The 23,685-nt window shown below is 59.4% G+C and carries 27 protein-coding genes; 6 read left to right on the forward strand and 21 right to left on the reverse strand.

What is annotated here, in order from left to right; all coding sequences use genetic code 11:
• Positions 1-47 precede the first annotated feature (47 nt).
• The 3 genes from GNX18_RS13515 to GNX18_RS13525 all read right to left on the reverse strand — a co-directional run bounded on the left by GNX18_RS13515 (position 48) and on the right by GNX18_RS13525 (position 2,747).
• Positions 48-1,100: a heme A synthase gene (locus tag GNX18_RS13515; protein WP_166218760.1), complete on the reverse strand. Its 1,053-nt coding sequence runs from the start codon at positions 1,098-1,100 to the stop codon at positions 48-50.
• A 53-nt stretch (positions 1,101-1,153) separates the two neighbouring features.
• A complete protein-coding gene (locus GNX18_RS13520) occupies positions 1,154-1,807 on the reverse strand; it encodes a hypothetical protein (protein WP_166218762.1) in 654 nt (217 codons plus the stop codon).
• Between the two features lie 103 nt (positions 1,808-1,910).
• Positions 1,911-2,747, reverse strand: coding sequence for an SURF1 family protein (locus GNX18_RS13525; RefSeq protein WP_166218764.1), 837 nt, complete (start codon positions 2,745-2,747; stop codon positions 1,911-1,913).
• A 33-nt stretch (positions 2,748-2,780) separates the two neighbouring features.
• Between GNX18_RS13525 and GNX18_RS13530 the strand changes: the two genes are divergently transcribed.
• Positions 2,781-3,005 (forward strand): DUF2909 domain-containing protein, encoded by a 225-nt coding sequence (locus GNX18_RS13530; RefSeq protein WP_166218766.1) that lies wholly within the window; start codon positions 2,781-2,783, stop codon positions 3,003-3,005.
• 105 nt (positions 3,006-3,110) lie between these two features.
• Here the strand turns inward: GNX18_RS13530 and GNX18_RS13535 are convergent, their stop codons facing one another.
• The 4 genes from GNX18_RS13535 to coxB are packed head-to-tail and all read right to left on the reverse strand — an operon-like array spanning position 3,111 to position 7,379.
• Positions 3,111-4,001 (reverse strand): cytochrome c oxidase subunit 3, encoded by an 891-nt coding sequence (locus GNX18_RS13535; protein WP_166218768.1) that lies wholly within the window; start codon positions 3,999-4,001, stop codon positions 3,111-3,113.
• 54 nt (positions 4,002-4,055) lie between these two features.
• Complete coding sequence (locus GNX18_RS13540) at positions 4,056-4,625, reverse strand: cytochrome c oxidase assembly protein (protein ID WP_138236668.1); 570 nt, start codon at positions 4,623-4,625, stop codon at positions 4,056-4,058.
• An 18-nt stretch (positions 4,626-4,643) separates the two neighbouring features.
• On the reverse strand, positions 4,644-6,194 hold the full coding sequence (gene ctaD, locus GNX18_RS13545) for a cytochrome c oxidase subunit I (protein WP_138236669.1): 1,551 nt from the start codon (positions 6,192-6,194) through the stop codon (positions 4,644-4,646).
• Between the two features lie 24 nt (positions 6,195-6,218).
• Entirely contained in the window at positions 6,219-7,379 is a 1,161-nt protein-coding gene (gene coxB / locus GNX18_RS13550; protein WP_138236670.1) for a cytochrome c oxidase subunit II, read from the reverse strand.
• A gap of 414 nt (positions 7,380-7,793) precedes the next feature.
• Between coxB and GNX18_RS13555 the strand changes: the two genes are divergently transcribed.
• Together GNX18_RS13555 and GNX18_RS13560 are read left to right on the forward strand one after the other, a co-directional pair.
• Positions 7,794-9,164 (forward strand): MATE family efflux transporter, encoded by a 1,371-nt coding sequence (locus tag GNX18_RS13555; protein WP_240914012.1) that lies wholly within the window; start codon positions 7,794-7,796, stop codon positions 9,162-9,164.
• Between the two features lie 147 nt (positions 9,165-9,311).
• Positions 9,312-9,971 carry a hypothetical protein gene (locus GNX18_RS13560; RefSeq protein WP_138236671.1) on the forward strand — a complete coding sequence of 220 codons (660 nt, stop codon included), beginning with the start codon at positions 9,312-9,314 and terminating at the stop codon, positions 9,969-9,971.
• A gap of 52 nt (positions 9,972-10,023) precedes the next feature.
• On the opposite strand, the gene GNX18_RS13565 is transcribed toward GNX18_RS13560, so the two are convergent.
• The 3 genes from GNX18_RS13565 to GNX18_RS13575 are packed head-to-tail and all read right to left on the reverse strand — an operon-like array spanning position 10,024 to position 13,208.
• Positions 10,024-10,830, reverse strand: a complete 807-nt coding sequence (locus GNX18_RS13565) for a hypothetical protein (protein ID WP_166218770.1) — start codon at positions 10,828-10,830, stop codon at positions 10,024-10,026.
• 19 nt (positions 10,831-10,849) lie between these two features.
• Positions 10,850-11,119: a YheV family putative zinc ribbon protein gene (locus GNX18_RS13570; RefSeq protein WP_138236673.1), complete on the reverse strand. Its 270-nt coding sequence runs from the start codon at positions 11,117-11,119 to the stop codon at positions 10,850-10,852.
• A gap of 40 nt (positions 11,120-11,159) precedes the next feature.
• Entirely contained in the window at positions 11,160-13,208 is a 2,049-nt protein-coding gene (locus GNX18_RS13575; RefSeq protein ID WP_166218772.1) for a M3 family metallopeptidase, read from the reverse strand.
• Positions 13,209-13,310: 102 nt separating this feature from the next.
• Here GNX18_RS13575 and GNX18_RS13580 point away from each other — a divergent pair, with 102 nt between their 5' ends.
• Complete coding sequence (locus GNX18_RS13580; RefSeq protein WP_205827919.1) at positions 13,311-13,859, forward strand: gamma carbonic anhydrase family protein; 549 nt, start codon at positions 13,311-13,313, stop codon at positions 13,857-13,859.
• A 63-nt stretch (positions 13,860-13,922) separates the two neighbouring features.
• Here the strand turns inward: GNX18_RS13580 and GNX18_RS13585 are convergent, their stop codons facing one another.
• Entirely contained in the window at positions 13,923-14,333 is a 411-nt protein-coding gene (locus tag GNX18_RS13585; RefSeq protein WP_166218774.1) for a hypothetical protein, read from the reverse strand.
• Positions 14,291-14,956 (reverse strand): energy transducer TonB, encoded by a 666-nt coding sequence (locus GNX18_RS13590; RefSeq protein WP_166218776.1) that lies wholly within the window; start codon positions 14,954-14,956, stop codon positions 14,291-14,293. Before GNX18_RS13590 ends, GNX18_RS13585 begins: the two co-directional genes overlap by 43 nt.
• Before the next feature lie 311 nt (positions 14,957-15,267).
• On the opposite strand from GNX18_RS13590, the gene GNX18_RS13595 reads away from it, so the two are divergent.
• Both GNX18_RS13595 and GNX18_RS13600 read left to right on the forward strand, forming a co-directional pair.
• Complete coding sequence (locus tag GNX18_RS13595) at positions 15,268-16,515, forward strand: Zn-dependent hydrolase (RefSeq protein WP_166218778.1); 1,248 nt, start codon at positions 15,268-15,270, stop codon at positions 16,513-16,515.
• Between the two features lie 214 nt (positions 16,516-16,729).
• Positions 16,730-17,662 (forward strand): dimethylarginine dimethylaminohydrolase family protein, encoded by a 933-nt coding sequence (locus GNX18_RS13600; RefSeq protein ID WP_166218780.1) that lies wholly within the window; start codon positions 16,730-16,732, stop codon positions 17,660-17,662.
• A gap of 12 nt (positions 17,663-17,674) precedes the next feature.
• On the opposite strand, the gene GNX18_RS13605 is transcribed toward GNX18_RS13600, so the two are convergent.
• From GNX18_RS13605 to GNX18_RS13645, 9 genes are all read right to left on the reverse strand, one after another.
• Complete coding sequence (locus GNX18_RS13605; RefSeq protein WP_138236678.1) at positions 17,675-18,193, reverse strand: hypothetical protein; 519 nt, start codon at positions 18,191-18,193, stop codon at positions 17,675-17,677.
• Between the two features lie 30 nt (positions 18,194-18,223).
• On the reverse strand, positions 18,224-18,718 hold the full coding sequence (locus GNX18_RS13610) for a DUF2938 domain-containing protein (RefSeq protein ID WP_138236679.1): 495 nt from the start codon (positions 18,716-18,718) through the stop codon (positions 18,224-18,226).
• Between the two features lie 112 nt (positions 18,719-18,830).
• Positions 18,831-19,742, reverse strand: a complete 912-nt coding sequence (locus GNX18_RS13615) for a LysR family transcriptional regulator (RefSeq protein WP_166218782.1) — start codon at positions 19,740-19,742, stop codon at positions 18,831-18,833.
• A 23-nt stretch (positions 19,743-19,765) separates the two neighbouring features.
• The gene (locus tag GNX18_RS13620; RefSeq protein ID WP_138236681.1) at positions 19,766-20,167 is read right to left on the reverse strand and encodes a hypothetical protein; all 402 of its coding nucleotides are present in this window, start codon (positions 20,165-20,167) and stop codon (positions 19,766-19,768) included.
• Between the two features lie 26 nt (positions 20,168-20,193).
• The gene (locus GNX18_RS13625; protein WP_138236682.1) at positions 20,194-21,309 is read right to left on the reverse strand and encodes a 5-(carboxyamino)imidazole ribonucleotide synthase; all 1,116 of its coding nucleotides are present in this window, start codon (positions 21,307-21,309) and stop codon (positions 20,194-20,196) included.
• 52 nt (positions 21,310-21,361) lie between these two features.
• The gene (gene purE, locus GNX18_RS13630; RefSeq protein ID WP_138236683.1) at positions 21,362-21,853 is read right to left on the reverse strand and encodes a 5-(carboxyamino)imidazole ribonucleotide mutase; all 492 of its coding nucleotides are present in this window, start codon (positions 21,851-21,853) and stop codon (positions 21,362-21,364) included.
• A gap of 37 nt (positions 21,854-21,890) precedes the next feature.
• Positions 21,891-22,148, reverse strand: a complete 258-nt coding sequence (locus GNX18_RS13635) for a hypothetical protein (RefSeq protein ID WP_166218784.1) — start codon at positions 22,146-22,148, stop codon at positions 21,891-21,893.
• 66 nt (positions 22,149-22,214) lie between these two features.
• A complete protein-coding gene (gene aroE, locus GNX18_RS13640) occupies positions 22,215-23,054 on the reverse strand; it encodes a shikimate dehydrogenase (protein WP_166218786.1) in 840 nt (279 codons plus the stop codon).
• A gap of 29 nt (positions 23,055-23,083) precedes the next feature.
• Positions 23,084-23,515, reverse strand: a complete 432-nt coding sequence (locus GNX18_RS13645) for a hypothetical protein (protein ID WP_166218788.1) — start codon at positions 23,513-23,515, stop codon at positions 23,084-23,086.
• Positions 23,516-23,685 lie beyond the last annotated feature (170 nt).

Below are 23,685 nucleotides of genomic sequence, written 5' to 3' on the forward strand. Positions count from 1 at the left end.
GTTGTGATTATTATTTTTGCCAAATTCCATTTGGCGATATGTTTTAGCTACGCGTAATTTCTTATCGACGGCTGCACCGTATTGATCCGGTAACAAAATGTCAGCAAGCTCAATAGCAGCAGCGCCGCGCCTGCGTTGTGCGCCACCGCGATTGGCAGTGGCAGCGACATCACCACATTCGCAATTCCCAGGGCCACTTGCAACCCGAGAACCGCAACCAGTCCCAGCGCCCAGCGCGGCGAACCCGCCTGCCACGCGCGCAGCGCCACCAGACACACCAAAAGACTGACAATAATGGCGCCAATACGGTGGGTCAGGTGGATAGCCGTGCGCGCTTCGCCCTCCAGCGCACCACCCAGGTAGTTCGGACCGATCTGCTGCGCAATGTTAAAGCCCTGACTGAAGTCGGCAGCCGGCCACCACTGGTTGTGACAAGTGGGGAAATCCGGGCAGGCAAGAGCCGCGTAATTGGAACTGGTCCATCCCCCGAGGGCGATCTGCAAACCCACTGCAATAACCGCCGCCACCGCCAGCGGGCGAAGGTTCTGCAGCGCGGTGAATTCATGCGGTGGTATCTGGCGTTTCCGGTAGCGCAGCCTTTCTGCCAGCATCCACAGCACCGCCAGTGTGGCCATGCCACCCAGAAGATGGGCGGTAACCACTTGCGGCCACAATTTGAGAGTGACGGTCCACATGCCGAATGCCGCCTGCAGCACAATCAGCCCCAGCAGTATGTGACTCTGAACAAACCCGCGGTGGCCGCGGCGGCGCCAGAACATGTAGGTGAGGCCGGCCACCAACAGCAGCAACATGCCCGCGAAATATCGGTGTACCATTTCCGGCCAGGTTTTGTCGGTCTCTACCGGAGCGTGGGGAAAAGCCTGATTGGCCGCGTCAATTTCGTGGCCCTCGGTGGGCCACAGCAAATGGCCGTAACATCCGGGCCAGTCCGGGCACCCAAGGCCGGCGTGGGAGAGACGAGTGAAAGCGCCCAGAACCACAACCACCAGCGCGAGCCCGGTGCCAATCAGCGCGAGGCGGAAGCGCCAGTCTTTCTTGTAATTTTTTCGAAGTTCGGTGACATCGGATTCGACATCCATTGCGCTCTCTCCTGGCTTTTCTTCGCCGCTGTGCCGCGGTTTCTTTCCCGACGCTATTTTTCGTAGGAGTACTTCAGCAGTCGTTTAACATCTTTCAGCAGCTGGTTGCCGGTGTGATGATTGTCATAAACCATCATGGCAAAGCCGTTCTGGTCCACCAGCAGCACGCTGGGACGCTTCAGCCGCGGGTGATCACTGTCGGCGAGCCAGCGCTCCAATTGCTGTCGGTCGGCGGTGGCGAAACGCAGACGCGGGTGTTGGTTTTTCAGTTCAGCCTGGTGCAACTCGCTGAGTGGTTCCTCGGTGACCAGCATACGCTCGACCCGGTGGGCCTTATCGCCAAGGCGGATATGCACCTGGCGGGTGGTGTAGAGCAGCTTTTCGCACTCGTCCGCACAGTGCTCTGACCCGAGAATCAGATAGCGCCACTTCGGGTCTTCGCTTGCCAGAGCAATCTGCTCACCATCGGCGGACGAAAGTTCAACTTCCGCAACATTCTTTGCGGGTACCAGCAGCTCGCCCTGATTGACGGTGGCCGTCGGCATGCCAATGCCGGTGTAAAACACGATATACGCGGCCAGCATGGGTAAGGCTACGGCGCTGAACACCGCGGTGCCCGCCCAGCGCCCGAGCCCTCTCTGGCCCTGCGGGCTGCCTGCGGCCTGCACACCAGCCGGCGCTGTTTGCGAGTGAATATTGTCTGTCACTACGTCTACCTCGCTGTAGCGCCGCTGCCCTCAAATTGCCTTCCGTAGCAGTAGGCCTGCCGAGCAAGGTCCAAATGCGGCGCTCGTTATTGTTATGGATTGATTATGTCTGTTTCGCCGTCTTTTTAAACCACTTTTGTCGCACTATCAGCCTGACATTGGTCGCGGTCAGCAACCAAAGCACGACCAGTGCCGAAGCCATGGAAAACCACTGTAGCGCGTAACCATGGTGTTTCTGTGGCTTGACGTTGACCAGTTGCCAGTCGGTAACGAACGCGGTATCCGAGTCTGCACTGAGCCGGATATGCCAGGAGCTGCGGGTGAGATTCAACCTATCGGCCAGCGCCGCATCCAATTGCTGGATTCGGCCGTGCGGTTCAATGGAACTATTCCCGCCCTCTGTCTGGGTGGTTTGCGGAACGGGATACAGGAATCCGGTAATGACCTTGGCAGCGAGTGGATAGGCAACATCAGGTAGCTGTCCGCGGTCTGTACCCGCGGCAAGCCAGCCGCGGTTGATCAGCCAGCGGGTTCTACCACTGCCGCTGTTGGTTTCGAACACCTGTAGAATTTCATAACCGGTACGCCCGTTGCGGGTGCGGTTGTCGAGGTAGAAATATTCGTCGGTATAAAAGCCGAGCAGACGCACAGGGGTATAGGTTTGTGCTTGGCGCAGCTCGGATATTCTTGCCGGCTGTGCGCTGAGGCGAGCGTCTATGTCGCGAAGTATCTGCTGCTTTTCCTGCGCGCGCTGCAGTTGCCAGTTACCGAGGCCGAGCAACAATGGAAAAAAACACAGGCACAGGATACTGAGTGGCCAACTGCGGATAAATGCTACACTGGCTGCTCGCGATGGTTGTCCAATGTCAGCGGAGTGACCTGCTGTTCCGCTCGATAACGCTTTGCCGCGCAATGCCTGCGGCGTTCTGGAAGCTGTCATGCCAATAAGTACTTCAATAAATGGCGTTTGATTATGTGGCTAAAAGCAATAATTGTTTTGTTGTTTGTCGCCGTGCTGGCCAGCCTGACCAGCGCTCTGGTATTTCTACTGCGCGATATGGGCGCGCCCGAATCAAAGCGCACACTTTACGCGCTGGGTATTCGCATCACGCTCGCGGCACTGTTGCTGCTCGCCATCTGGTATGGATTTTATAGCGGCATTCTTTCCAATACTGCGCCCTGGGCCAAAAAATACTAATTAGTCACTGTTTCTGTGACGGTGATATACCTGGCGGAGATTGCGAAATCTCCCCCAGGTGACTTACCTTCGCCCCAATTTTCTGGCCTCGCTTCTCTGGTCGACTTACGCACCCAATACATAAACAAAGATAAACAGTCCCACCCACACCACATCCACAAAGTGCCAGTACCAACTGGCCGCCTCAAAGCCAAAGTGATCGTTCGGCTTGAAGTGGTGAGCGATTACTGAGCGCAGCAACATAATCAGCAACATGATGGTACCAAGGGTGACATGGGCGCCATGGAAGCCGGTGAGCATGAAGAAGGTGGTGCCGTAGATACCGGACTCCAGCGTCAGCCCGAGGTGCTGATAGGCTTCAAGATATTCTTCGACCTGGAAGAACAGGAAGGCGGCGCCGAGGACCACGGTAATGCCAAGCCAAATATTGAATGCCTGGCGTTTGTTCTTTTTCAGAAATACATGCGCCACATGCACGGTGACACTCGAAGCCAGCAGCAGAAAGGTGTTGAGCAGCGGAAGGTGCCAGGGATCGATAATGCCTTTGGGGCCGACCACCTTGGCGGCATCACCGCTCACCGCCTGATCGGGGGTTACCATCAGCGGCCAGGTGTTCTGGAAGCCCTCCCACAGCATATTGGAGGAACCGCGGTCCCCTTCGCCACCGAGCCACGGCAGAGTAAAGGTGCGGATGTAGTACAGGGCTCCGAAGAAGGCTGCGAAGAACATGACTTCGGAGAAAATGAACCAACCCATGCCCCACACATAAGAGCGTTTCAGCTGGTCGCTGTTCAGCCCCTGCATGTTTTCGCGGATAACGGCGGCGAACCAAAACCACAATACCGTGGCCAGGGCGAGAGCGCCGGCGAAGAATATGTACGAGCTGCCGCCGTTGACCCAGTTGGCGGCGCCGAATGCGGTTAGAAACATGCCTATGGTGGCAAAAATAGGCAGCCGGGACTGCTCGGGAACGTAGTAGCTGCTTTCGGTGGCCATAGTTATCTATCCCTCTCGCTTGGTGCCTGTCTTACATTGGGCTCAAATCTGGGCTCAAATTGGGGAGGCATCCGCTTTCTTGTTTTGTGTCTGTTGCGCTATCCGGTCCGTGACATCAAACAGCGTGTAGGAGAGCGTTATGGTATTCACGCCGGGCGGCAGGTCCGGGTCGACGATGAAACGCAGACCCAGCTCGGCGGTCTCGCCGGCGGCGAGTGTTTGCTGATTGAAGCAGAAACACTCGGTCTTGTGGAAATAGCTGGCGGCCTTGAAAGGCACGAGGCTCGGAATTGCCTGGCCGACCATATCGCGATCGGTGGGATTGCGCGCGTGAAAGACGGTATCCACTGCCTCGCCGGGATGCACCTTCAACTCCACTACCCCGGGTTTGAATTCCCAGGGCATGTTTTCGTTATTGCTGGCAACAAATTGCACCTTCACCGTTCGCTGTGTATCTACCGCAGCGGGTACCGCTTCGTAGCGCCCGCCGGTTTTGCCGTTGAGCCCGGTGATTTCACAAAAGGCGTCGTACAATGGCGGCATCACGAAGAGTGCAAAGCCGAGCATGCCGACCGCGAGGGTCAGCAGCTTGGCGGTGGTTCTGGTATTTGCACTCATTGCCATGGTCGGTACTTCAAAAAATCAGCGCACAACCGGCGGGGTGCTGAAGGTGTGGTAAGGCGCCGGCGAGGGCACAGTCCACTCCAGTCCCTGCGGGTTTTCCCAGACTTCATCGGTAGCCTTTTTGCCACCGCGCACGGTGCGGATCACATTAAACAGGAACACGATCTGCGCCGCGCCGAACAGGAAGGCGCCCACGCTGGCAATCTGGTTGAAGTCGGCAAATTGCAGCGCGTAGTCGGGAATCCGCCGCGGCATACCCGCGAGACCAACAAAGTGCATCGGGAAAAAGGTGACGTTCAGGCCGATAAACGCGAGCCAGAAATGCACCTTGCCCATCGCCTCGTTGTACATGTTGCCGGTCCACTTCGGCAGCCAGTAATACACACCGGCGGTGATGGAGAAGATCGCACCCGGCACCAGCACATAGTGGAAGTGCGCCACCACAAAGTAGGTGTCGTGATACTGGAAGTCGGCCGGGGCAATCGCCAGCATCAGACCGGAGAAGCCACCCAGGGTAAACAGGATCACGAAGGCGATGGAGAACAACATCGGCGTCTCGAAGGTCATCGACCCCCGGAACATGGTGGTCACCCAGTTGAACACCTTCACCCCGGTGGGCACCGCGATCAGCATGGTGGCGTACATGAAGAACAGTTCGCCGGCGATGGGCATACCCACAGTGAACATGTGGTGCGCCCACACAATGAAACTCAGGAACGCAATGGACGCGGTGGCGTACACCATGGAGCTGTAACCGAACAGCGGCTTGCGCGCGAAAGTGGGAATGATCGCCGACACAATACCGAAGGCCGGCAGGATCATGATGTACACCTCGGGGTGGCCGAAGAACCAGAATACGTGCTGGAAGAGTACCGGGTCGCCACCGCCGGCGGCACTGAAGAAGCTGGTGCCGAAATGAATATCCATCAGCATCATGGTCACCACGCCCGCGAGCACCGGCATCACCGCGATCAGCAGATAGGCGGTAATCAACCAGGTCCACACGAACAGCGGCATCTTCATCAGGGTCATGCCCGGCGCGCGCATATTGAGGATGGTGGCGACGATGTTGATCGCACCCATGATCGAAGACGCACCCATGATGTGGATGGAGAAAATGAAGAAGGTCACACTCGGCGGCGCGTACTCGGTGGACAGCGGAGCGTAGAAAGTCCAGCCGAAGTTCGGAGCACCGCCCTCCATAAACAGGGTGGATGCCAGCATCGCGAACGCGAACGGCAGAATCCAGAAACTCCAGTTGTTCATACGCGGCAGCGCCATATCCGGAGCACCGATCATCATCGGCACCATCCAGTTGGCGAGGCCGACGAATGCCGGCATCACCGCACCGAACACCATGATCAGGCCGTGCATGGTGGTCATCTGGTTAAAGAATTCCGGCTGCACGATCTGCAGGCCGGGTTGGAAAAGTTCGGCGCGAATTACCAGCGCCATACATCCGCCGAGCAGGAACATCGCGAAACTGAACCACAGGTACATCGAGCCGATGTCTTTGTGGTTGGTGGTGTAGAGCCAGCGGGTAAAACCGGGTTTGGGACCGTGTGCCATAACTAAACTCCTTTCGGCTCCTGCTTACTTATTCTTGAAATTGAGAATGTCGATGGGCTGCACGGTGTCGCCCATGTTGTTGCCGAAGGCATTGCGCTGGTAGGTGATGACCGCAGCGAGGTCCACTTCATTCAGCTGGGCGCCGAAGGCCTGCATCGCCGGATTCTTCGGCGAACCGTTCACCACCATGCTCATGTGACCTTCCATGCCGCCGGTGGCGACCTTGGAACCGGCAATGGCCGGGAAGGTACCGGGCACGCCCTGACCATTGGGCTGGTGGCAGGCGGCGCAGGTGCTGGCATAGACTTTTTTGCCGCGCTCATAGAGCTCGTCGAAGGTGAAAGTCTTGTTGGTCAATTCCTTAATCAGCGCGGCCTGTTCTGCGCGGTCATTCAACCAGGAGTGATATTCGTCTTCCGGTACCGCCTTGACCACGATGGGCATGAAACCGTGGTCCTTGCCACACAGTTCCGCACACTGGCCGCGGTAAATTCCGGGCTCGTCGATACGGGTCCACGACTCATTCACAAAACCCGGGATCGCATCTTTCTTCACCGCCAGGTCCGGTACCCACCACGCGTGGATCACGTCGTTGGCGGTAATCAGAAAGCGGATTTTTTTATTCACCGGTACCACCAGCGGCTCGTCCACTTCCAGCAGGTAGTGATCGCCTTTAGGTTGCTGGTTGCTGATCTGGGAATGCGGGGTGGAGAGATTGGAGAAGAAGGAAACATCGGAACCCAGGTAGTCGTATTTCCACTTCCACTGGTAGCCGGTGATCATGATGTCGAGATCGGCTTCCTTGGTGTCGTAGATGTCGTACAGGGTTTTGGTGGCGGGAATCGCCATGCCGATAAGAATCAGCGTGGGCACGATGGTCCAGGCCAGTTCCACCAGCGTACTCTCGTGAAATTGCGCCGCCTGGTACCCCCTGCTCTTGCGGTGGCGCCACATGCTGTAGAACATCACCCCGAACACCACTATGCCAATCGCCACGCAGATCCAGAAAATCAGCATGTGCAGATCGTAAGTGGTACGGGAAACCTCGGTTACCCCCTGGGTCATATTGACCCCCCAGCGCGCTACGCCCTCTTCCGCTTTTTGCGCCGTTTCCTGGGCAAATGCGGTAGAAGCGAAGGCCGAGACAGTCGGGAAGGCGAACAGCCGTTTGAAGCCCATCAACATCGCCTGCAGATCTCCATGTTTGTTATTCTCGCGAGCCGCGGTCCTGCGGTCACATCGCTGCTTGTCACACGGCCAATGACGCGTGTAGGGTCGCGGCGCTGCAACCAACAAGATAGCAAAACCCTGTGACAGCGGTTGGCTGCTGGGAGAACTGGAGTCTGCCCCGATAGGGATATCGGGAAAAATCCACACATGAAAATGTGGACATGCTGTAGTAAACCAAGACTACATACACTGTTCGCACAACCCGGGGAGGCCGCAGCTGCGCGATACTGCCGTCAGTGCAACTTGTTATTTTTACTTCAGATGTCGTCGCCCGGAAGGTACAACCAACAACCTGTGTCTTTTTGTCGCATCTAGCACTGACCAAAAGAAACACATCACCAGAAGAAAGTCAATTCACCGCCACGCTGTATGAAGAAATTATCGGTGCGGTTGCGCCCGGGCTCGAGAGGACTCTCGCGCCGCAGCACCACCCCCTACCTGAGGGTCTGGTATCTCGCCTGGCCCATGATTCTGAGCAACATTACCGTGCCACTGCTCGGTGCTGTAGATACTGCAGTGCTCGGACATCTGCCCAGCCCGGAATATCTTTCCGGCGTCGCCATTGGCGCGAGCGTAATCTCCATGCTGCTGTGGGCCTTCGGTTTCCTGCGCATGGGCACCACCGGTCTGGTGGCGCGTGCGAACGACGGCGGCGCGCGCTGGCTGCTGCGCTCACTGTGTCTCGCGGGCGCCTTGGGTGCGCTGTTGCTGCTACTGGCATCACCGCTGCTAGCGGCGATCACCCAGTGGATGAATGCCAGCGCCGACGCCGCGCCCCACGCCCGCGCCTACCTGCAAATCCGATTGCTGAGTGCGCCGTTGGCGCTGGCGAATTTCGCGCTGCTCGGATTTTTTATCGGCCGCCAGGACAGCCGCGCACCGCTCGTCATTCTGGTCGCTGCCAATCTGCTGAATATTCTGTTGGACTTGCTACTGATCCTCGGGCTCAACATGGGCGCGCGCGGCGCCGCCTGGGCCTCGGTGAGCGCCGACCTGTGCGGTTTTGCGCTGGCATGGTGGCTGCTCGGCAGGCGCCACGGCGAAGCCCTGAGCGAAATGGCCGGCATGTTGCGGGAAGCGGATTTCTGGCCCTGGCGCGCCATCTCTCCCTGGCAGGAACTGCTGCGGATCAACAGCGATCTGTTCATCCGCACCTGTCTGTTGCTGTTCACTCTGACATTTTTCACCGCTCAGGGCGCCGCTCTGGGCGACACCGTGCTCGCGGCCAATGCCATCCTGCTGCAGCTACTGATGATGACATCCTATGCGCTGGACGGTTTTGCCCACGCCACCGAATCTCTGGTGGGACGCGCGGTCGGCCGCGGTTCCGCTACACAGTTCCGCCGCACCACGGCAGCCGCAGGTGTCTGGGCACTGGGCACGGCGCTGCTGATCAGCGCGTTACTGGTGGTGGGAGGGGAGTGGATTCTGCCGCTGTTTACGGATATTTCCGCGGTGTTGCGCACGGCAGAGGCGTTTTACCCCTGGCTCTGTGCCCTGCCGCTGGTGGCGGTATGGAGCTACCAGCTCGACGGGGTTTTCATCGGCGCCGGCAAGAGCCGACAGATGCGCAACACGATGTTTATCGCCACCGTGATGGTTTTTTTGCCCTGCTGGTGGTTTACCCGCCATTATGACAATGTTGGCGTCTGGTTCAGCCTGTTTTTGTGGTTTGTCGCACGATCCACCGGATTGATGGTCTATTTTTATATCTACACTAAAAACAAATCATGGCTGTAATTGGAGCTACGGTACCGATTCCTCTTCCATCGTTAAGCCGTCTTGTCCGCCCTATTGGACACAGCCCGATCCGGGCATTGCGGGGGTCCAGCAGGTACTGATCGACAAAGAAACGGGGAGGCGGTTTCGCCGTTTTCGTTTTGATGTATGTCTGACCATTACCACTTGATCCAGCAGTGCATCGACCGCGCGGTTGCCGCGGAACAGGCCAGGGGCCGATTCCGGCGCTCCCTGCACGACACCCTGCCCAACCTGCACCGTAGCATTCAGTTGCCACAGCGCGATGCGCCACTGCACCTCACCTGTTTTGTGATCCGCTACATCCAGGTCATTCCCGGCTGGCTACAGCGTCTGGATCAGTTGTGTCAGGCCGGCGGCCTCGATTTTTATCCGGTGCGCGAACTCATTCTGCACAGTTTCAGTGAAATCCCCGAGCGCCAACCCTATGAGCATGGGCTCGGTTCCATTCTCGACGAGGCTTATCTCGCCCACCGCACCATGGAAGAAATCAATGACGTGCTGCAGCCCTTGTGCGGTACTCCGCTGCTGCCGATGGACCCGCTGGTGGCCAATCTGGTTGTGCGCGAGTTGTTGGGGGAAGCGCTGGCCTGCCAACTGGACGACCTGGCATGCGTGCTGCTGCAGCGCTTTGAGCCGACTGCACTTGATCCCGCGCGGCTCGTTTCGATGATCCTTTACAAGCAGCGCTACGACGATGCCCCGGGAGAGTGGCCGGATTTCGCCAACCATATGCAGATTGAACTGAGCACGCCATCCCTGGCACAGCAGTTTGATCTTTCGCACTAACAGTACTTCCAAGCCGAATCATTTACCGTTTCGGCAAACCACTAGCATCTTCTCAATGCTGGACGATAAGACGCCAATTGCTGAAAAAATCCACCTCACCCTGTAACAGCGCACGGTTGAGATCATCCGCCTGGCGGTGGAGGTTTTTATTGTAGAAAAACAGACTGCCACCGCGCAGGGTAAAGCCCTTCGGGTTATCGGTCAGCAGTTGGTAGAACGATTCCTGCCGTTCCAGATACTGCAATACCCGCTGCTTGCTGAATTGTCCCTTGCGGTACTTGTCAAAAATGGCCTTCTGCAGCTGCTGATCCGTCAGCGCACGCGCCTCCGGTGATATCCGGTTGGTATCCAGCAGCCTTTTCACATCCGCCCGCAGATCATCCAGATAGCGGTCGGCGGCTTCCGCTGCGATTCTGGTGCGGTAAATCGCCTTTATCCGCCGCTCCTGAAACTGTTCGCTCTTCGCCGTATCCAGACGCCAGATATCCTTCTTTGCCATTTCTGTGAGCGGGCGAAAAATGGTCCGGTGCTGACGGTTGGAATTGACCGTAAGGCGGTCGCACACATCCAATGCGCCTTGCCAGTCTGCGAATGGCTTTTGTACGCCAACCGTATCTGGCAGTGCGGCTACCCGCTGTTTCAGGCGCTCCTCCTCTTCATTCAACTGTCCGGGATTGCTCTGCCAGTCGTTTGCCTGCAGGGAAAACAGTGAAAGCAACCCCTGATTGACGCAGCGGGTAATCAGGTAGGCGGTTTGCGCCTGCTGTTGTTCGCGCAACTTGCGGTATTGTTCCAGACCATACAATCCGGCTATTACAACAACGATCGCCAGTGCGATCAGCGGGTAAAGTTTTTTCAAGGGTATCGATTTCTGTGGATTACTTTTTATTATCCGTCTTGCCAGACGGCAGCAGTATTTTTACCGCGGTTTCTTCCACTTCCCTGTCGGCAGTCTGGTTGACGCGAGTATCCAGCTCCCGCGCCGAAGCCTGCAATCGGATCTCATCCTTGAAACCACAGGCCACGCATTCGCGATAATTTTTATCGCCCAGTTTGTAATTGACGATTCTGTCCATGGCACTGCAGCGGGGACACACCGCACCGGCAATAAAGCGACGCTTTACCGGCTTTTCAAATTCTTCGCTCAAGGTCTACCTCTTTTACAGCCTGACTGGCTGAATACCCGACTTATTCAATACCGGAGTGACGCAGCAGCGCATCTATTTTAGGAGCTCGGCCGCGAAATTCTGCGAACAGGTCCTGCGCGTCGCGACTACCGCCCTGCTCCAGCACGGTGGAGAGAAATCTCCGGCCGGTGTCCGCGTCGAAGATGCCGTTTTCCTCAAACAGGGAAAACGCATCCGCACTCAACACCTCCGCCCATTTGTAGCTGTAGTAACCCGCTGCGTAACCGCCGGCAAAAATATGGCTGAAACTGTGCTGGAAGCGGTTGTCCGGCGATACCGGCACCACCGACACCCGGGTGCGCACATCGTTGATCAGCCGCTGGATTTCCTCAGTATTTGCCCCCTCCGGACGCGAGTGCAGCAGGAAATCGAACAGTGCAAATTCCAACTGGCGGACGGTAAACATCGCCGACTGGAAATTCTTGGCCGCGAGCATTTTATCCAACATGACCTGGGGCAATGGCTCGCCAGTCTGATAGTGCCCGGAAATCATCGCCAGGGCCTGCGGTTCCCAGCACCAGTTTTCCAGGAACTGGCTGGGCAGTTCCACCGCATCCCAGGCCACCCCGTTAATGCCGGACACCGCCGCTACATCCACCTGGGTGAGCATATGGTGCAGGCCGTGGCCAAACTCGTGGAACAGGGTGGTGACCTCGTAGTGGGTCAGCAGCGCCGGTGCGTCTTTGGAAGGAGAAGAAAAATTGCACACGAGATAGGCCACCGGCAGCTGCAGGCCGGCGATGGCCTGGCGGCGCACGCGCGCGTCGTCCATCCAGGCACCACCGCGTTTTTTCTCACGGGCGTAGGGATCGAGATAGAAGCCGGCGATGGGTTCACCGCCGCGCTTCAGCCAGTAGAAATGCACATCCGGGTGGTAGCTGGCCACCGTGTCATCCCGCTCGGCGACCACGCCGAATAGCCTTTCCGCCACCGCAAACATTCCTGCGAGTACCCTCGGGTAGGGGAAATACGGGCGCAGGTCCTCCTGACTCACGGCGTAGCGGGCCTGTTTGAGTTTTTCCGCAGCCCAGGCGATATCCCAGGGCTGCAGCTTGTCGAGACCGAGTTCCGCGGTGGCGAAGGCCTGCAGCTCGGCAAATTCCCGCACCGCCGCGGGCCTGGCGCGCTTGGCCAGATCCCACAGGAACTTCTCCACCTCCTCCGGTGATTCCGCCATCTTGCTCGCCAGCGAGCGCTCGGCGTAGTTCTTCATACCCAGCAGGTGCGCCTGCTCCGCGCGCAGGGCGAGGATTTCCGCCATCACATTGGCGTTATCGAATTCACCGGCGTTGGGGCCCACATCGGAAGCGCGGGTGATGTAGGCGTAATGAACCTTCTGGCGCAGCGCGCGATTTTCCGCGTGGGTCATCACCGCCAGGAAACAGGGGCCGTCGAGGGTCAACAGCCAACCCTGTTTGCCCTTCGCTTCCGCCAGTGCCGCAGCCGCGGCCAGTGCAGAATCCGGAATCCCCGCCAGTTCGTTTGCGTCGGTGATATTCAGGGTCCAGGCGTTGGTGGCGTCCAGCACATTGTTCGCGAACCGGCTCTTCAGCTCCGCCAGGCGCTTGCTGATAGTGGCATAGCGCGTGCGCTTCTCGCCCTCCAGGCTCACGCCACCCAGATGCATATCCCGCAGGCCGTGGCGCACCGCCTGCTGGCGGGCCTGAGGCCAGGACGCGAAATCCGGCGACTTCGCCAGCGCGCGATACACCGCGTACAGCTCGGCGTTCTGCCCGAGTTCGGTCCAGTACTCGGTCACCTTCGCCAGACAGGCCTCGTAGGGCGCGCGCCAGTCACCGCTCAGCACGCTGTTCAGGTGCGAAACCGGTGAGAACGCTTTGCTCAGCTGGTCCTGAGCCTCCTCCAGCGGGGCCAGGGTTTCCTCCCATACAGGGTGTTCTCCGGCCTTTTCCAGGCTGGATTGCAGCTGTTCGCGGCATTTCCCGATCAACGCGCTAATGGCCGGCTCCGCGTGCTCCGGCTTTACGGTATCGAACGGCGGCAGTACCGGAGCGGCGAGCAGCGGGTTGGACGACGGCGTGTCAGACATGGGCATTCCTTGACGGTGGGCGAGCTTCGCCCGGGCGAGGCTCGTGGAGAAGGGTTAACATATGTTCCGTATTTTAGTGGATTGCCCAAGTGGAGGTCAGCCTTGTCCAAGCCCGATTCCCAAACATTGCGTCAACACCGGGGCCACAGCCCGAAACCCGGCGAGCGGGTGTATATCGACCCCCAGAGCTGTGTGATCGGCGACGTGGAACTCGGTGACGACTCTTCCGTGTGGCCGATGGCGGTAATCCGCGGCGACATGCACCGGGTGCGCATCGGCGCCCGCACCAGCGTGCAGGACGGCGCAGTGCTGCACATTACCCACGCCAGCGATTTCAACGAAGGCGGCTGGCCGCTCACCATCGGTGACGATGTCACCATCGGACACAAGGCCTGCCTGCACGGCTGCACCGTGGGCAGCCGGGTGCTGATCGGCATCGGCACGATTGTACTGGACGGCGCGGTTATCGAAGACGAAGTCGTGCTCGCCGCCGGCGCGCTGGTACCGCCGGGCAAGCGGCTGGAAAGTGGTTATCTGTATGTTGGCTCGCCGGCAAAACAAGCGCGGCCACTGTCGGAAAAGGAGAAAAAATTCTTCACCTACACCGCCGGCAACTACGTAAAACTCAAGGATGAATATCTCGCAGGCTGACGCAAAGGCCGCCGGCGCACAGCAAATGTTGCCATGTACGCCGGCCCCGGTTGCACATCGCGGTTATTGCGCCGATGCCTGCAGTGGCGTCGGCTCCAGTTCAATATCGTAGTAGTAGGGTCCAACCCATTTTTCCTTGCGCTTGTAGGCCTCCATCCGATGGTGCACATCGCGCAGGTCCCACTCCAGCCGGTCGGCAATCTTCACGGCCTTCTTCTGCAGCCGCTGTGCGCGCGGAAAATCGCCCCGCGCGGCAGCCACAGCCGCTTCGGTCTCCAGGATGCGGACCTTGTCGAAATAATTCACAGGCTCCGCCGCCACCAGCTTTTCCGCGTGCGACAACTCTTCCTGCGTAATCTGGCCCGGGCCGGATACCAGCTCCCATGCCAACAGCAGGCCCGAGAAATAGTGGCCATTGGCCGCAGCGTTTTTTAGCCAGCGGATGGCGTGGGCGCGGCGCTCTTCCTCAGGCATTGCCCCAGGACTGCTGGCCAGATACTGCTGTGCTTCGGGCAGGCCTGCGAAAATTCCTCCCCGGAGGTTTGCACTACCCCCACATCCCGCACGTGGCCACCGGGCATCACCGAATACTCCACCACCACGCGGCCAAATTCCCCTGCGCGCAACGCTCTCCACGGGTATACCGGTTGCTTCTTCGACACCGGTGTGCGGTCCACGTCGCACTCATCGTCTGAAAGCAGTACCGGCGCTAACTCCCTGCTCAGTACTTCTGTGCTATAGCTGTCCAGCAGCGCATCCAGACGCGCCTTGGCCGCCTGCTGCTGCGCCACACTGAGGCCTGAGAAGACTTTCTCAGCAGTGAGCAACATGTTTTCCGTGTCAGACTCGGACCCCGCCAACTGCATCCACGCCCAGGCCTCTACAGGGTCGCGCTCAACATACTCGCCCCGGTAGTACATGACTCCGATATTGAATGCCGAACCGTAGTCGCCGATCGCGGCCAGTGCGTCGAAGCTGCGGTAGGCTTCGGTAAAGTTTCCCGCAGTGTAGGCCTCCATGGCCTTGTCGAAATTTGCCTGTGCCGGCAGCGCAGCACCGGCGAGAATCAACATCATCCCGAGAAAAGTCCTTTTCACCGCAATCTCCTGTGTTTTTGTGTTCTTTGTTGCTACTTGGCGCGGAAGAATAACATTCAGGTGCGCAATTTTTCACCCGGGCCCGAGTCGCAACAGGTGATACGCGGGTATTTCGCTAGCGAAAAACACAGCAGTTACTGCACTTAGCCCTTCGACATTCCGCAGTTTCATCGCGGGCGGCCACCGAGTTCAACAATCATCAGTTCGCTGCCGCGGCAGAATGGCAACAGCCATTTGTACTAAACCTGATGTACCGGACCTTGGATACACACAACGGCTCCTCTAAAAATCTACTGCTTTTGGACGACTCGATGACCGACTTCAGCCAACTGCGCATTGACGGCCAGCGCCTGTGGGATTCTTTGATGGAAATGGCGCAAATCGGCGCCACCGAAAAGGGCGGCTGCAACCGCCAGGCGCTTACCGACCTGGATAAACAGGGCCGCGACCTCTTCGTGCACTGGTGCAAAGACGCCGGTTGCGATGTCACGATTGATAAAATGGGCAACATCTTCGCCCGCCGCCAAGGCAATAACCCCCACCTGCCGCCAGTGCTCACCGGCTCGCACCTCGACACCCAGCCCACCGGCGGACGCTTCGACGGCGTCTACGGCGTACTCGCCGGCCTCGAAGTCGTGCGCACCCTGAACGACGCGGGCATCGAAACCGAAGCCCCGCTGGAAGTCGCGGTGTGGACCAACGAAGAAGGTGCGCGCTTTTCCCCCGCCATGATCGGTTCCGGCGTGTGGAGTGGAAACTTCGACCTCGACTACGCCTACGCGCGCGCCGACAAGGAAGGCAAAACCTTCGGCAAAGAACTCGCGCGGATCGGCTACAAAGGAAAAGCGCCCGCGCAAGCGCGCCCCCTCAGCGCCGCCTTCGAAGTCCACATCGAACAGGGCCCGATCCTCGAAGCAGAACAGAAGCAGATTGGCGTGCTCACCGGCGTTCAGGGCATGCACTGGTACGACCTCACCCTCATCGGCCAACCCTGCCACGCCGGCCCCAGCCCCATGGAAGGCCGCCGCGACCCCTTCATGGGCCTGCACCGCATCCTCGACGCCCTCTACAAACTCGCCGCCGAACACGCCCCCTGGGCCCGCGCCACCTTCGGCGACATCCGCGTCGAACCCGGCAGCCGCAACACCGTCCCGGAAAAACTGGTCCTCGCCGTCGACCTGCGCCACCCGGACCAGAACATCCTCAACACCATGGACCAGCGCTTCCGCGAAATCGCCGCCCGCATCGCCGACGAAACCGGCCTCGAACACCAGATCCGCGACGAATGGCGCTCACCCGCGGTGAAATTTGACGAAAAGTGCGTGGAAGCCGTGCGCTCCGCTGTCGCCGAGCTCGGCTACAGTAACAAGGAAATGGTCTCCGGCGCCGGCCACGACTCCGTGTACATCTCCCGCGTCGCGCCCACCAGCATGATCTTCGTGCCCTGTGAAAAAGGCCTGAGCCACAACGAAGCGGAATATGCGGAGCCGGAAGATCTGGAAGCGGGTGCGAATGTACTGCTGCACGCCATGCTGAAAATGGCAAACAGCGCCGTTTAGATTTTTCTCTTACAGAGTAAAGAAATTCAACGCGAAGCTCCTGCTGCCGGGGGCCATTCGCGAGACCTTCTAAAACAGGGATGTTTTAGAAGAGCCCCCAGGGATGGGTTGAGGGGGGGCGCCTAGCCCGTGTCTCGCGAATGGCCACCAGCAGCAAGAGCGCCACAGAGCCAAAACAGCGCTCCTAAAAACCACAGAACTCGCGAGAACCACAATGACCGAATTTACTTACAAACACCGCAACGACAATGGCGATACCGCCCCCCTCGCCCGCTGGGGTATCGACTCCGAGTACGGCGTACTCACCGACCTGCTCGTCGGCCCCATCGACCACTACACCTGGCAAATGGGCAACGCCGCCTCCCGCCGCTCCGTGCGCCTCGGCCGCGAATTCAATGCCGATGTCGCCAAACGCCAGCACCAGGAAATGCTCGACGCCTACAAACACGCCGGCGTCACCACCCACCTGCTGCCCGCCGACGAAAACCTCCCCTACCAACTCTACGCCCGCGACAGCAGCGTCATGACCCCCTGGGGCCCCATCGTCACCCAGATGTACTCCCCCTGGCGCCGTGGCGAATGGGTCGACGTGGTCAAGACCTACCAAGAACTCGACATCCCGATTTACGACATCATCACCGCCGGCAGTTTAGAGGGCGGCGACTTCATGGTGCTCGAGCCCGGCGTCATCCTGTGCGGCCACTCCGGCGAGCGCACCTCACCGCAGGGTTTCAAGCAGATGAAAAGCTGGATCGAAAAAGAAGGCTGGGAAGTAAAAGGCTACGAGTTCGACCCCTACTTCCTGCATCTGGACGTGCTCGTCGCCGCACTCGCCGACAAATTAGTAGCCGTGTGTGTGGACGCGGTGGAGCCGGAACTGGTGCAGTGGTTCAAATCCCGCAACTTCGAGATTATCGACATCTCCTACCCGCAAGTAATGGAACTGGGCGTCAACGTCGTCGCGCTCGGCAGTGATCGCGTAATGCTGCCATCGGACAACACCGAACTGAAAGAGAAATGCCGCGCGCGCGGTCTCACCGTCATCGACCCGGATATTTCCATGATCACCGCCGGCGGTGGCGGCGTGCACTGCATGTGCCAACCGCTCGCGCGCGCTTCCGTAAGGCCCGCAGTTTCCCCGGGTTAATTGAGCCCGCGATTACGCAGCGTACTCAATTTCCACCAGACTGCAGCGCTGGGCAATGCCCAGCGCCCGCTTGATGGTCGGGTAAACCGCCGCCGTCGCCACGCAGATTCCCAGCTCAATACGCTGAGCCTTGTCCAGTTGCTGGTCGATCCGCGCATCCAGTTGCGGGTCAATGGCGCGGTAGCTGGCGACAGCACTGGCGAAGTCATAGACGTCCTTGAGACTTTCCGGGAGGCGGCTGCCGCCCTCGATGCATGCCTTTACCAGATTTTTATCCAGCCCCGCCTCCAGCGCCATGCGCACGGTCAGTTGCAGGCACTCGCCGCAGTCCGCTATCTGCATCGACGCCAGCCGGCTCACCCAGTAAATATCCAGCGGCAGCTGGTCGCGGTATAGGGACAGCGGTTGAAATCCCTGGAACGCCTCGTAACCCTTGGGCGCAAGCTGCAGGAAATCCTGCAGATACCCCACATCGTAGCGGTAATATTCACCAAACTCTGCCAGTTGTTGTTGTGCGGTTTTGTCATCCACAATTCACCTCCGGGTTTCATCAACGAATAACTATTGGAAAAAATTCGCCAGCACCGCGCTGCACCAAAGTCCCACGCCAAATGCACCGTGAGTCAGCACACTCAGGAGTCGCGCGCGCATCGGCCGGGGTGTGCGAGCGGCAGCGATACCGGCACCCAGTGCCGGCTGCATCACAAAAAATGGCAGCAGCACGGTAGCCAGACCGAAGGCGAGCGCTTCAGAAAGCCGCGGTGCCGCCACCCAGTCGTTGCCATAAATACCCAGCATTGCGGCGGCCAAAGCGATACCTGTCAGGTAGTGGGCGCTCCAGCCCAGCGCCGTTTCTGCCCTGACGGGCTGTGCCTTGCCGATATTGTCGTGGGTGAATGCGCGTGGCATATGCCCGATCCAGCGCCCCACCAAACGCCAATCCAGCGGAGCTATACCCGTGACCAGGCGCACGAACTGCCCCCAGATGTCGCAGACAAGCGTCGCCCCAATACCCAGCACCAGGCTGTTGCCTATCCATTGCCAAAATTCGCTCACGAAAATACCTCTCCGCCACTTTTGATCATGCGCGAAGTTTCTACTGGAATATCCTTCAGTAAAAGTTGGTATCTATCGGAAATTCAGATAGGAAAAACGATCAGGGAGAGATCTACTGGGGAGGGCTGTAGTAGTTGCCGTAGAGACGATGCGCTTCCCGCGCAAACCAGCGTGCGGCAACGCCCTGTGCTGTGCGGTTGGACCACAGCAGGTCTACACCGAGGCTCCAAGCCGAAAGTGCACTGGTGAGTTTCAACTCCACCAACCGACCACTTTTCAAGTAGGGGCGCGCCAGCTCGAAGGGCGCGTTTACCCAACCCACCCCCTTGGCGGCCAGTTCCAGCCCCTGCAAAAGGGAATCGGTGAACCAGCATTGGGCGGCGACCTGGGTATACGGGGGATCGAGGGCGGATTCGCTGGCACTGCTGGCAATCAGAATCTGCCGGTAATTTGCCGCCTCGGCGAGGCTGGCCAGCGGCATTTGCGCGAGAGGGTGGTCCGGCGCAGCGAGGGTAAGGATCTGTTGCTGGCCGAGATTATTGGAGTCCACCTCGGCCGGATAACCACCCCGTGCGGTAACGAAAGCGAAATCGGCCTCACCTCGGCTGATCCGGTCGATGGCCCACTCCCCGTCGACACTACTGGCGTGGATCAGGGTGTTCGGAAACTGTTCGGCAAATGCCGCGAGCATGTCGTTCAGCCGGTCCGGCATGACCTGCTCTTCGAACAAAATCCTGAGTTGCGACTCTTCGCCGCCCTGATAGGAGTCCGCAGCCTGCTGCAGGCGACGCAATTGACCAATCGAAAGGCGGGCCATCGGCAGCAAAGCGAGGGCTACATCGGTGGGTCTGGGGAATTTGCCGCTGCGGTCGAACAGCGCGAGACCGAGATCGAGCTCCAGGTTTTGTATCTGGGCACTCACCGCGGACTGGGCGCGACCGGTTTGGCGGGCAACTGCGGAAAAGGAGCCGAGCTCGCACGCGCTGACGAACAGCTGCAGTTGATCGAGACTGAGATTGCGCACAGCCCTCGCCCGCTCTGTGAGGTTTATTTGCCCTGGGCTCGCAACAGCCCGGACCCGGCAATACCGCCGGCCGCACAGGCGAGGATAATCACCAGCGGTGTCAGCGTCCCCAGGGCCAGCGCGCCGATGCCGAAGCCGCGCATGGGCAGCAACAGCAGCAACAGAATACCGGCGGGAATCAGTGACAGCAGAAAACCACGGGCCACCCAGCTCTTGCGCCACGGCAGCAGGAAAATCAGGCCGCACACACCGCCCCACACCACGCGCTGGTAGATATAGGCATTGGAGAGATGCGGGGCGATATCCACCGACAGCGCGCGGGTAATCCCGTAGTGCCCCAGCGCCCACAGGCCCAGCGCATAGGCGAGGCCGGCAAAACAGCCCGCGGCAAAACACACCGACAGGTTTTTCAGGAATTCTCGCACTTATTATCTCCTGTTATTTTGCCCGATCAGGCGGGTCTTTTCGTCGGACCGTACAACTCTTCCAGCATGCTGTCGATGCGCGCGGCGAGTGCTTCCTGGGTGTCGTCCAGCAGGATCACGTGGCCCATCTTGCGCCCGGGGCGCAGTTCCTTACCGTAGGACCACACACCTTCGTTCGGCAGTGCGGGGGTTTTGTCGACGCCGAGCATGTTGATCATCACCGCCACGCGCTCGCAGTGGGTTTCGCCGAGCGGCATGCCGAGGATCGCGCGCACATGGTTGGCGAACTGGCTGGTATCGGCACCGGCCAGGGTCCAGTGACCGCTGTTGTGCACCCGCGGCGCCAGCTCGTTGATCAGCAGGCCGTCGTCGGTAACAAAGCACTCCATGGCGAGCACACCCACATAGTCCCAGGCGTTCATCAGAGTGGCCAGGTAAGTCTCGGCGGTGTGCTGCAGCGCCTCGCTCACGTGGGGCGCCGGTGCGGTGGAGACCAGCAGGGTGCCCTGGTAGTGGTCGTTTTCCGCCAGCGGGTAGGTGATCACGGCACCGTCGGCGGTGCGCGCACCGATCAGGGAAACTTCGCGGGAGAAGTGAATGCCCTGCTCCACCACGTATTCCGATTCGGGTACATCGTTGGCGATGGCCGCGAGATCCTCGTCGCTGTTCACCCGCCACTGGTTCTTGCCGTCGTAGCCGTGTTCACAGCTTTTGATGAACGAGGGGTAGCCGAGCTGTTTTACCGCCGCGCAGATCTCCGCGTAATTGCTGGCCGGCAGGAACGGTGCCACCGGCAGGCCGGCGGCAGTGATGGCGGTTTTCTCGCGCAGGCGGTGCTGGGTTTTTTCAAACGCGTCCGGGCGCGGGTAGACCGGGCAGAATTTTTCCAGCGCGCGCAGCAGCTCCACGGATACGCCCTCGCGCTCGGCGGTAATCACCTCTGGCTCGCCCATGGCGCGGTACAGGGCCTCGATATCCGCACCGCTGGAGGCGTCGACGATCGTGCCGAGCCCCTCCACGCAGGTGGTGTTCTCACCGCCCTCGGCGAGGAAACTGAATTCAATGCCCAGCGGGCGCGCTTCCTGGGCCATCATCTGCGCCAGCTGGCCGCAGCCGACAATGCCTACTCGTCTCTCGGTCATTTCCGGTATACCTCTGAATTCGTACGTCTTCTCTGCTCCGTTCTCGCCAGTCTTATTCGACTTCGAACGGTACGCCGGCGCTCTGGCTCTCGCGCCACTGAATCAGACGCTGCTGCAGCTCCGGGTCCGACAGGGACAGCATCTGCGCCGCCATCAGGCCCGCGTTGTAGGCACCGGAGGCGCCCACCGCCTGAGTGGCCACGGCCACGCCCTTGGGCATCTGTACAATAGACAGCAGGCTGTCCATGCCGGTCATGAACTTGCTCTCCACCGGCACGCCGATCACCGGCAGCGGGGTCATGGCGGCAATCATGCCCGGCAGGTGCGCGGAACCGCCGGCGCCGGCAATGATCACTTTGGTGCCGCGCTCGTGGGCGGTGGTGGCGAACTCCACCATGCGCTGGGGCGTGCGGTGGGCGGAAACCACCGCCGTGGCAAAGGGGACTCCCAGTTCGGTGAGGGGCTTGGTCGCCATTTGCATGGTCGGCCAGTCAGATTGGGACCCCATCACGATGGTGACTGTTTCGAAGGGAATCTGTTTCACGTGCGCTTAACTCCAGAGGTTCACGAGCGCCGGGGCGTTATTCGCCACCGATACCAGGGATGGGCAGGGAGGAAACGGGTCTCACCACAAGGGCGTGCCCGACCCGGCCCAAATTAAGGGGCGAGAGGATACCAAAAAACAGCCAGAAAGCACGCTGCACCGCGCCTTCATCCGGCCTTATTACGCCCTGCTCACGGCAATTTGCCGACGTTTCTGAAAAATCCCGCAGAAAAATGACCGGCGCCGATAAAATCGTGCGGCCCGCAGCGGAAAGATAGTGTGGCGAGACGGTCACGACACCTGTCTGTGACCGTTCAGTAATGAAAACCGTCCCGGGAAAATGGTGGGATAGCGCGAAGGTTTATTTCGCGGTCGCGGCCAGTTTCTTGCGCAGTTCACCGCGCAGCATTTCCAGCACCGGCTCAACCTGCGGGCGCACCCCGCGCCACAGGTAAAACGCCTCCGCCGCCTGCCCCACCAGCATGCCCAGGCCATCGGCGGTCTGCGCGCCGAGATCGGCCGCCCAGCGCATGAACGGTGTCGGCTCCGCGCCGTACACCATGTCGTAGGCACAGCAGCCCTGCCCTACCACCACCTCGGCAATCTGCGGCCGCTCCCCGGAGAGCCCCGCGGCACTGGCATTGATGATCAGGTCAAACCCCGCGGGAATATCCTCGAGCCCGCTCGCCGTCAGGCTGCCGTGCGCGGAGAAATCGTCCGCCAGCTGCTCGGCCTTGGCCGCCGTGCGGTTTGCGATATGCAGCAGCGCCGGCTGTTCCTTCAGCAGCGGCAACAGCGTGCCGCGGGTCGCACCGCCGGCTCCCAGCACCAGCAGCTTCTTGCCCTTTATGCTCCAGCCCAGGTGATTGCGGATATCCGACACCAGCCCCGGGCCGTCGGTATTGTCCCCGAGCAGCCTGCCATCGCCCTGCAATGCCAGCGTATTCACCGCCCCCGCCGTGCGCGCGCGTTCGCTCAGGGTGTCGGCATACTCAAATGCATCCAGCTTGAACGGCGCCGTGATATTCAGCCCCTTCGCCCCCGCCGCAAAGAACGCATCCACCACGTCTTTGAAGCCGTCCACCTCCGCGAACAGCTTGCCGTATTCGAGTTGCTGACCTGTCTGCTGCGCAAACGCGGTGTGAATCACCGGCGACAGAGACTGTTTGATGGGGTTGCCGATGACGGCGTATCGATCCATGACCATTAAACCTGATTCAATAATTATGTTTACAGCTGACGGAGCGCATTCTTCAGCTGCAGTGTTTCATTGACACCGATCAGCCCGTCGATTTTCAGCTTGCCGGCGACTTCACACACCATGTAGCGGGTAATTGCGCTGTAAATCTGCTTCGGCTTTTCGCCACTGGTATCCAGCAACACCCAGTTGAGGGTTGCAAGACTGGTGTTTTCATTCAGCTCGATCACATCGGTTACCGCACCGACGATCTGGCTCACGCCGAGTTTTTGATACAGCCGCAGCAGCTTTTTCACACGGCCGACAAAATACTCGCGGCTCAGTTGAGACTTTTTGCCATCGGAAAAATAGTAATGAATGGGGAAACGATAGAAGTCCGCGATTTTCTCCGCATCGCGCGCTTCGAACAGGCGGCGGTATTCCAGGAACAGTTTATTGATGTCTTCCAGACGAGCCTTGTGCATGGCGATTCCCTATTAGAAAAATACCACTGAAATAATCGAGAAGGTGTCGATGCCGGGATTCCCTTTGCGAGACCTTCTAAAACAGGGGTGTTTTAGAAGAGTCCCCAGGGATGGGTTGAGGGGGCGCCTAGCCCGTGTCTCGCAAAGGGAAGCCCGGTAGCGGCACCGCC

It is taken from the genome of Microbulbifer sp. SH-1 (assembly GCF_011326135.1).
In the GTDB taxonomy this organism is placed as follows: domain Bacteria; phylum Pseudomonadota; class Gammaproteobacteria; order Pseudomonadales; family Cellvibrionaceae; genus Microbulbifer; species Microbulbifer harenosus.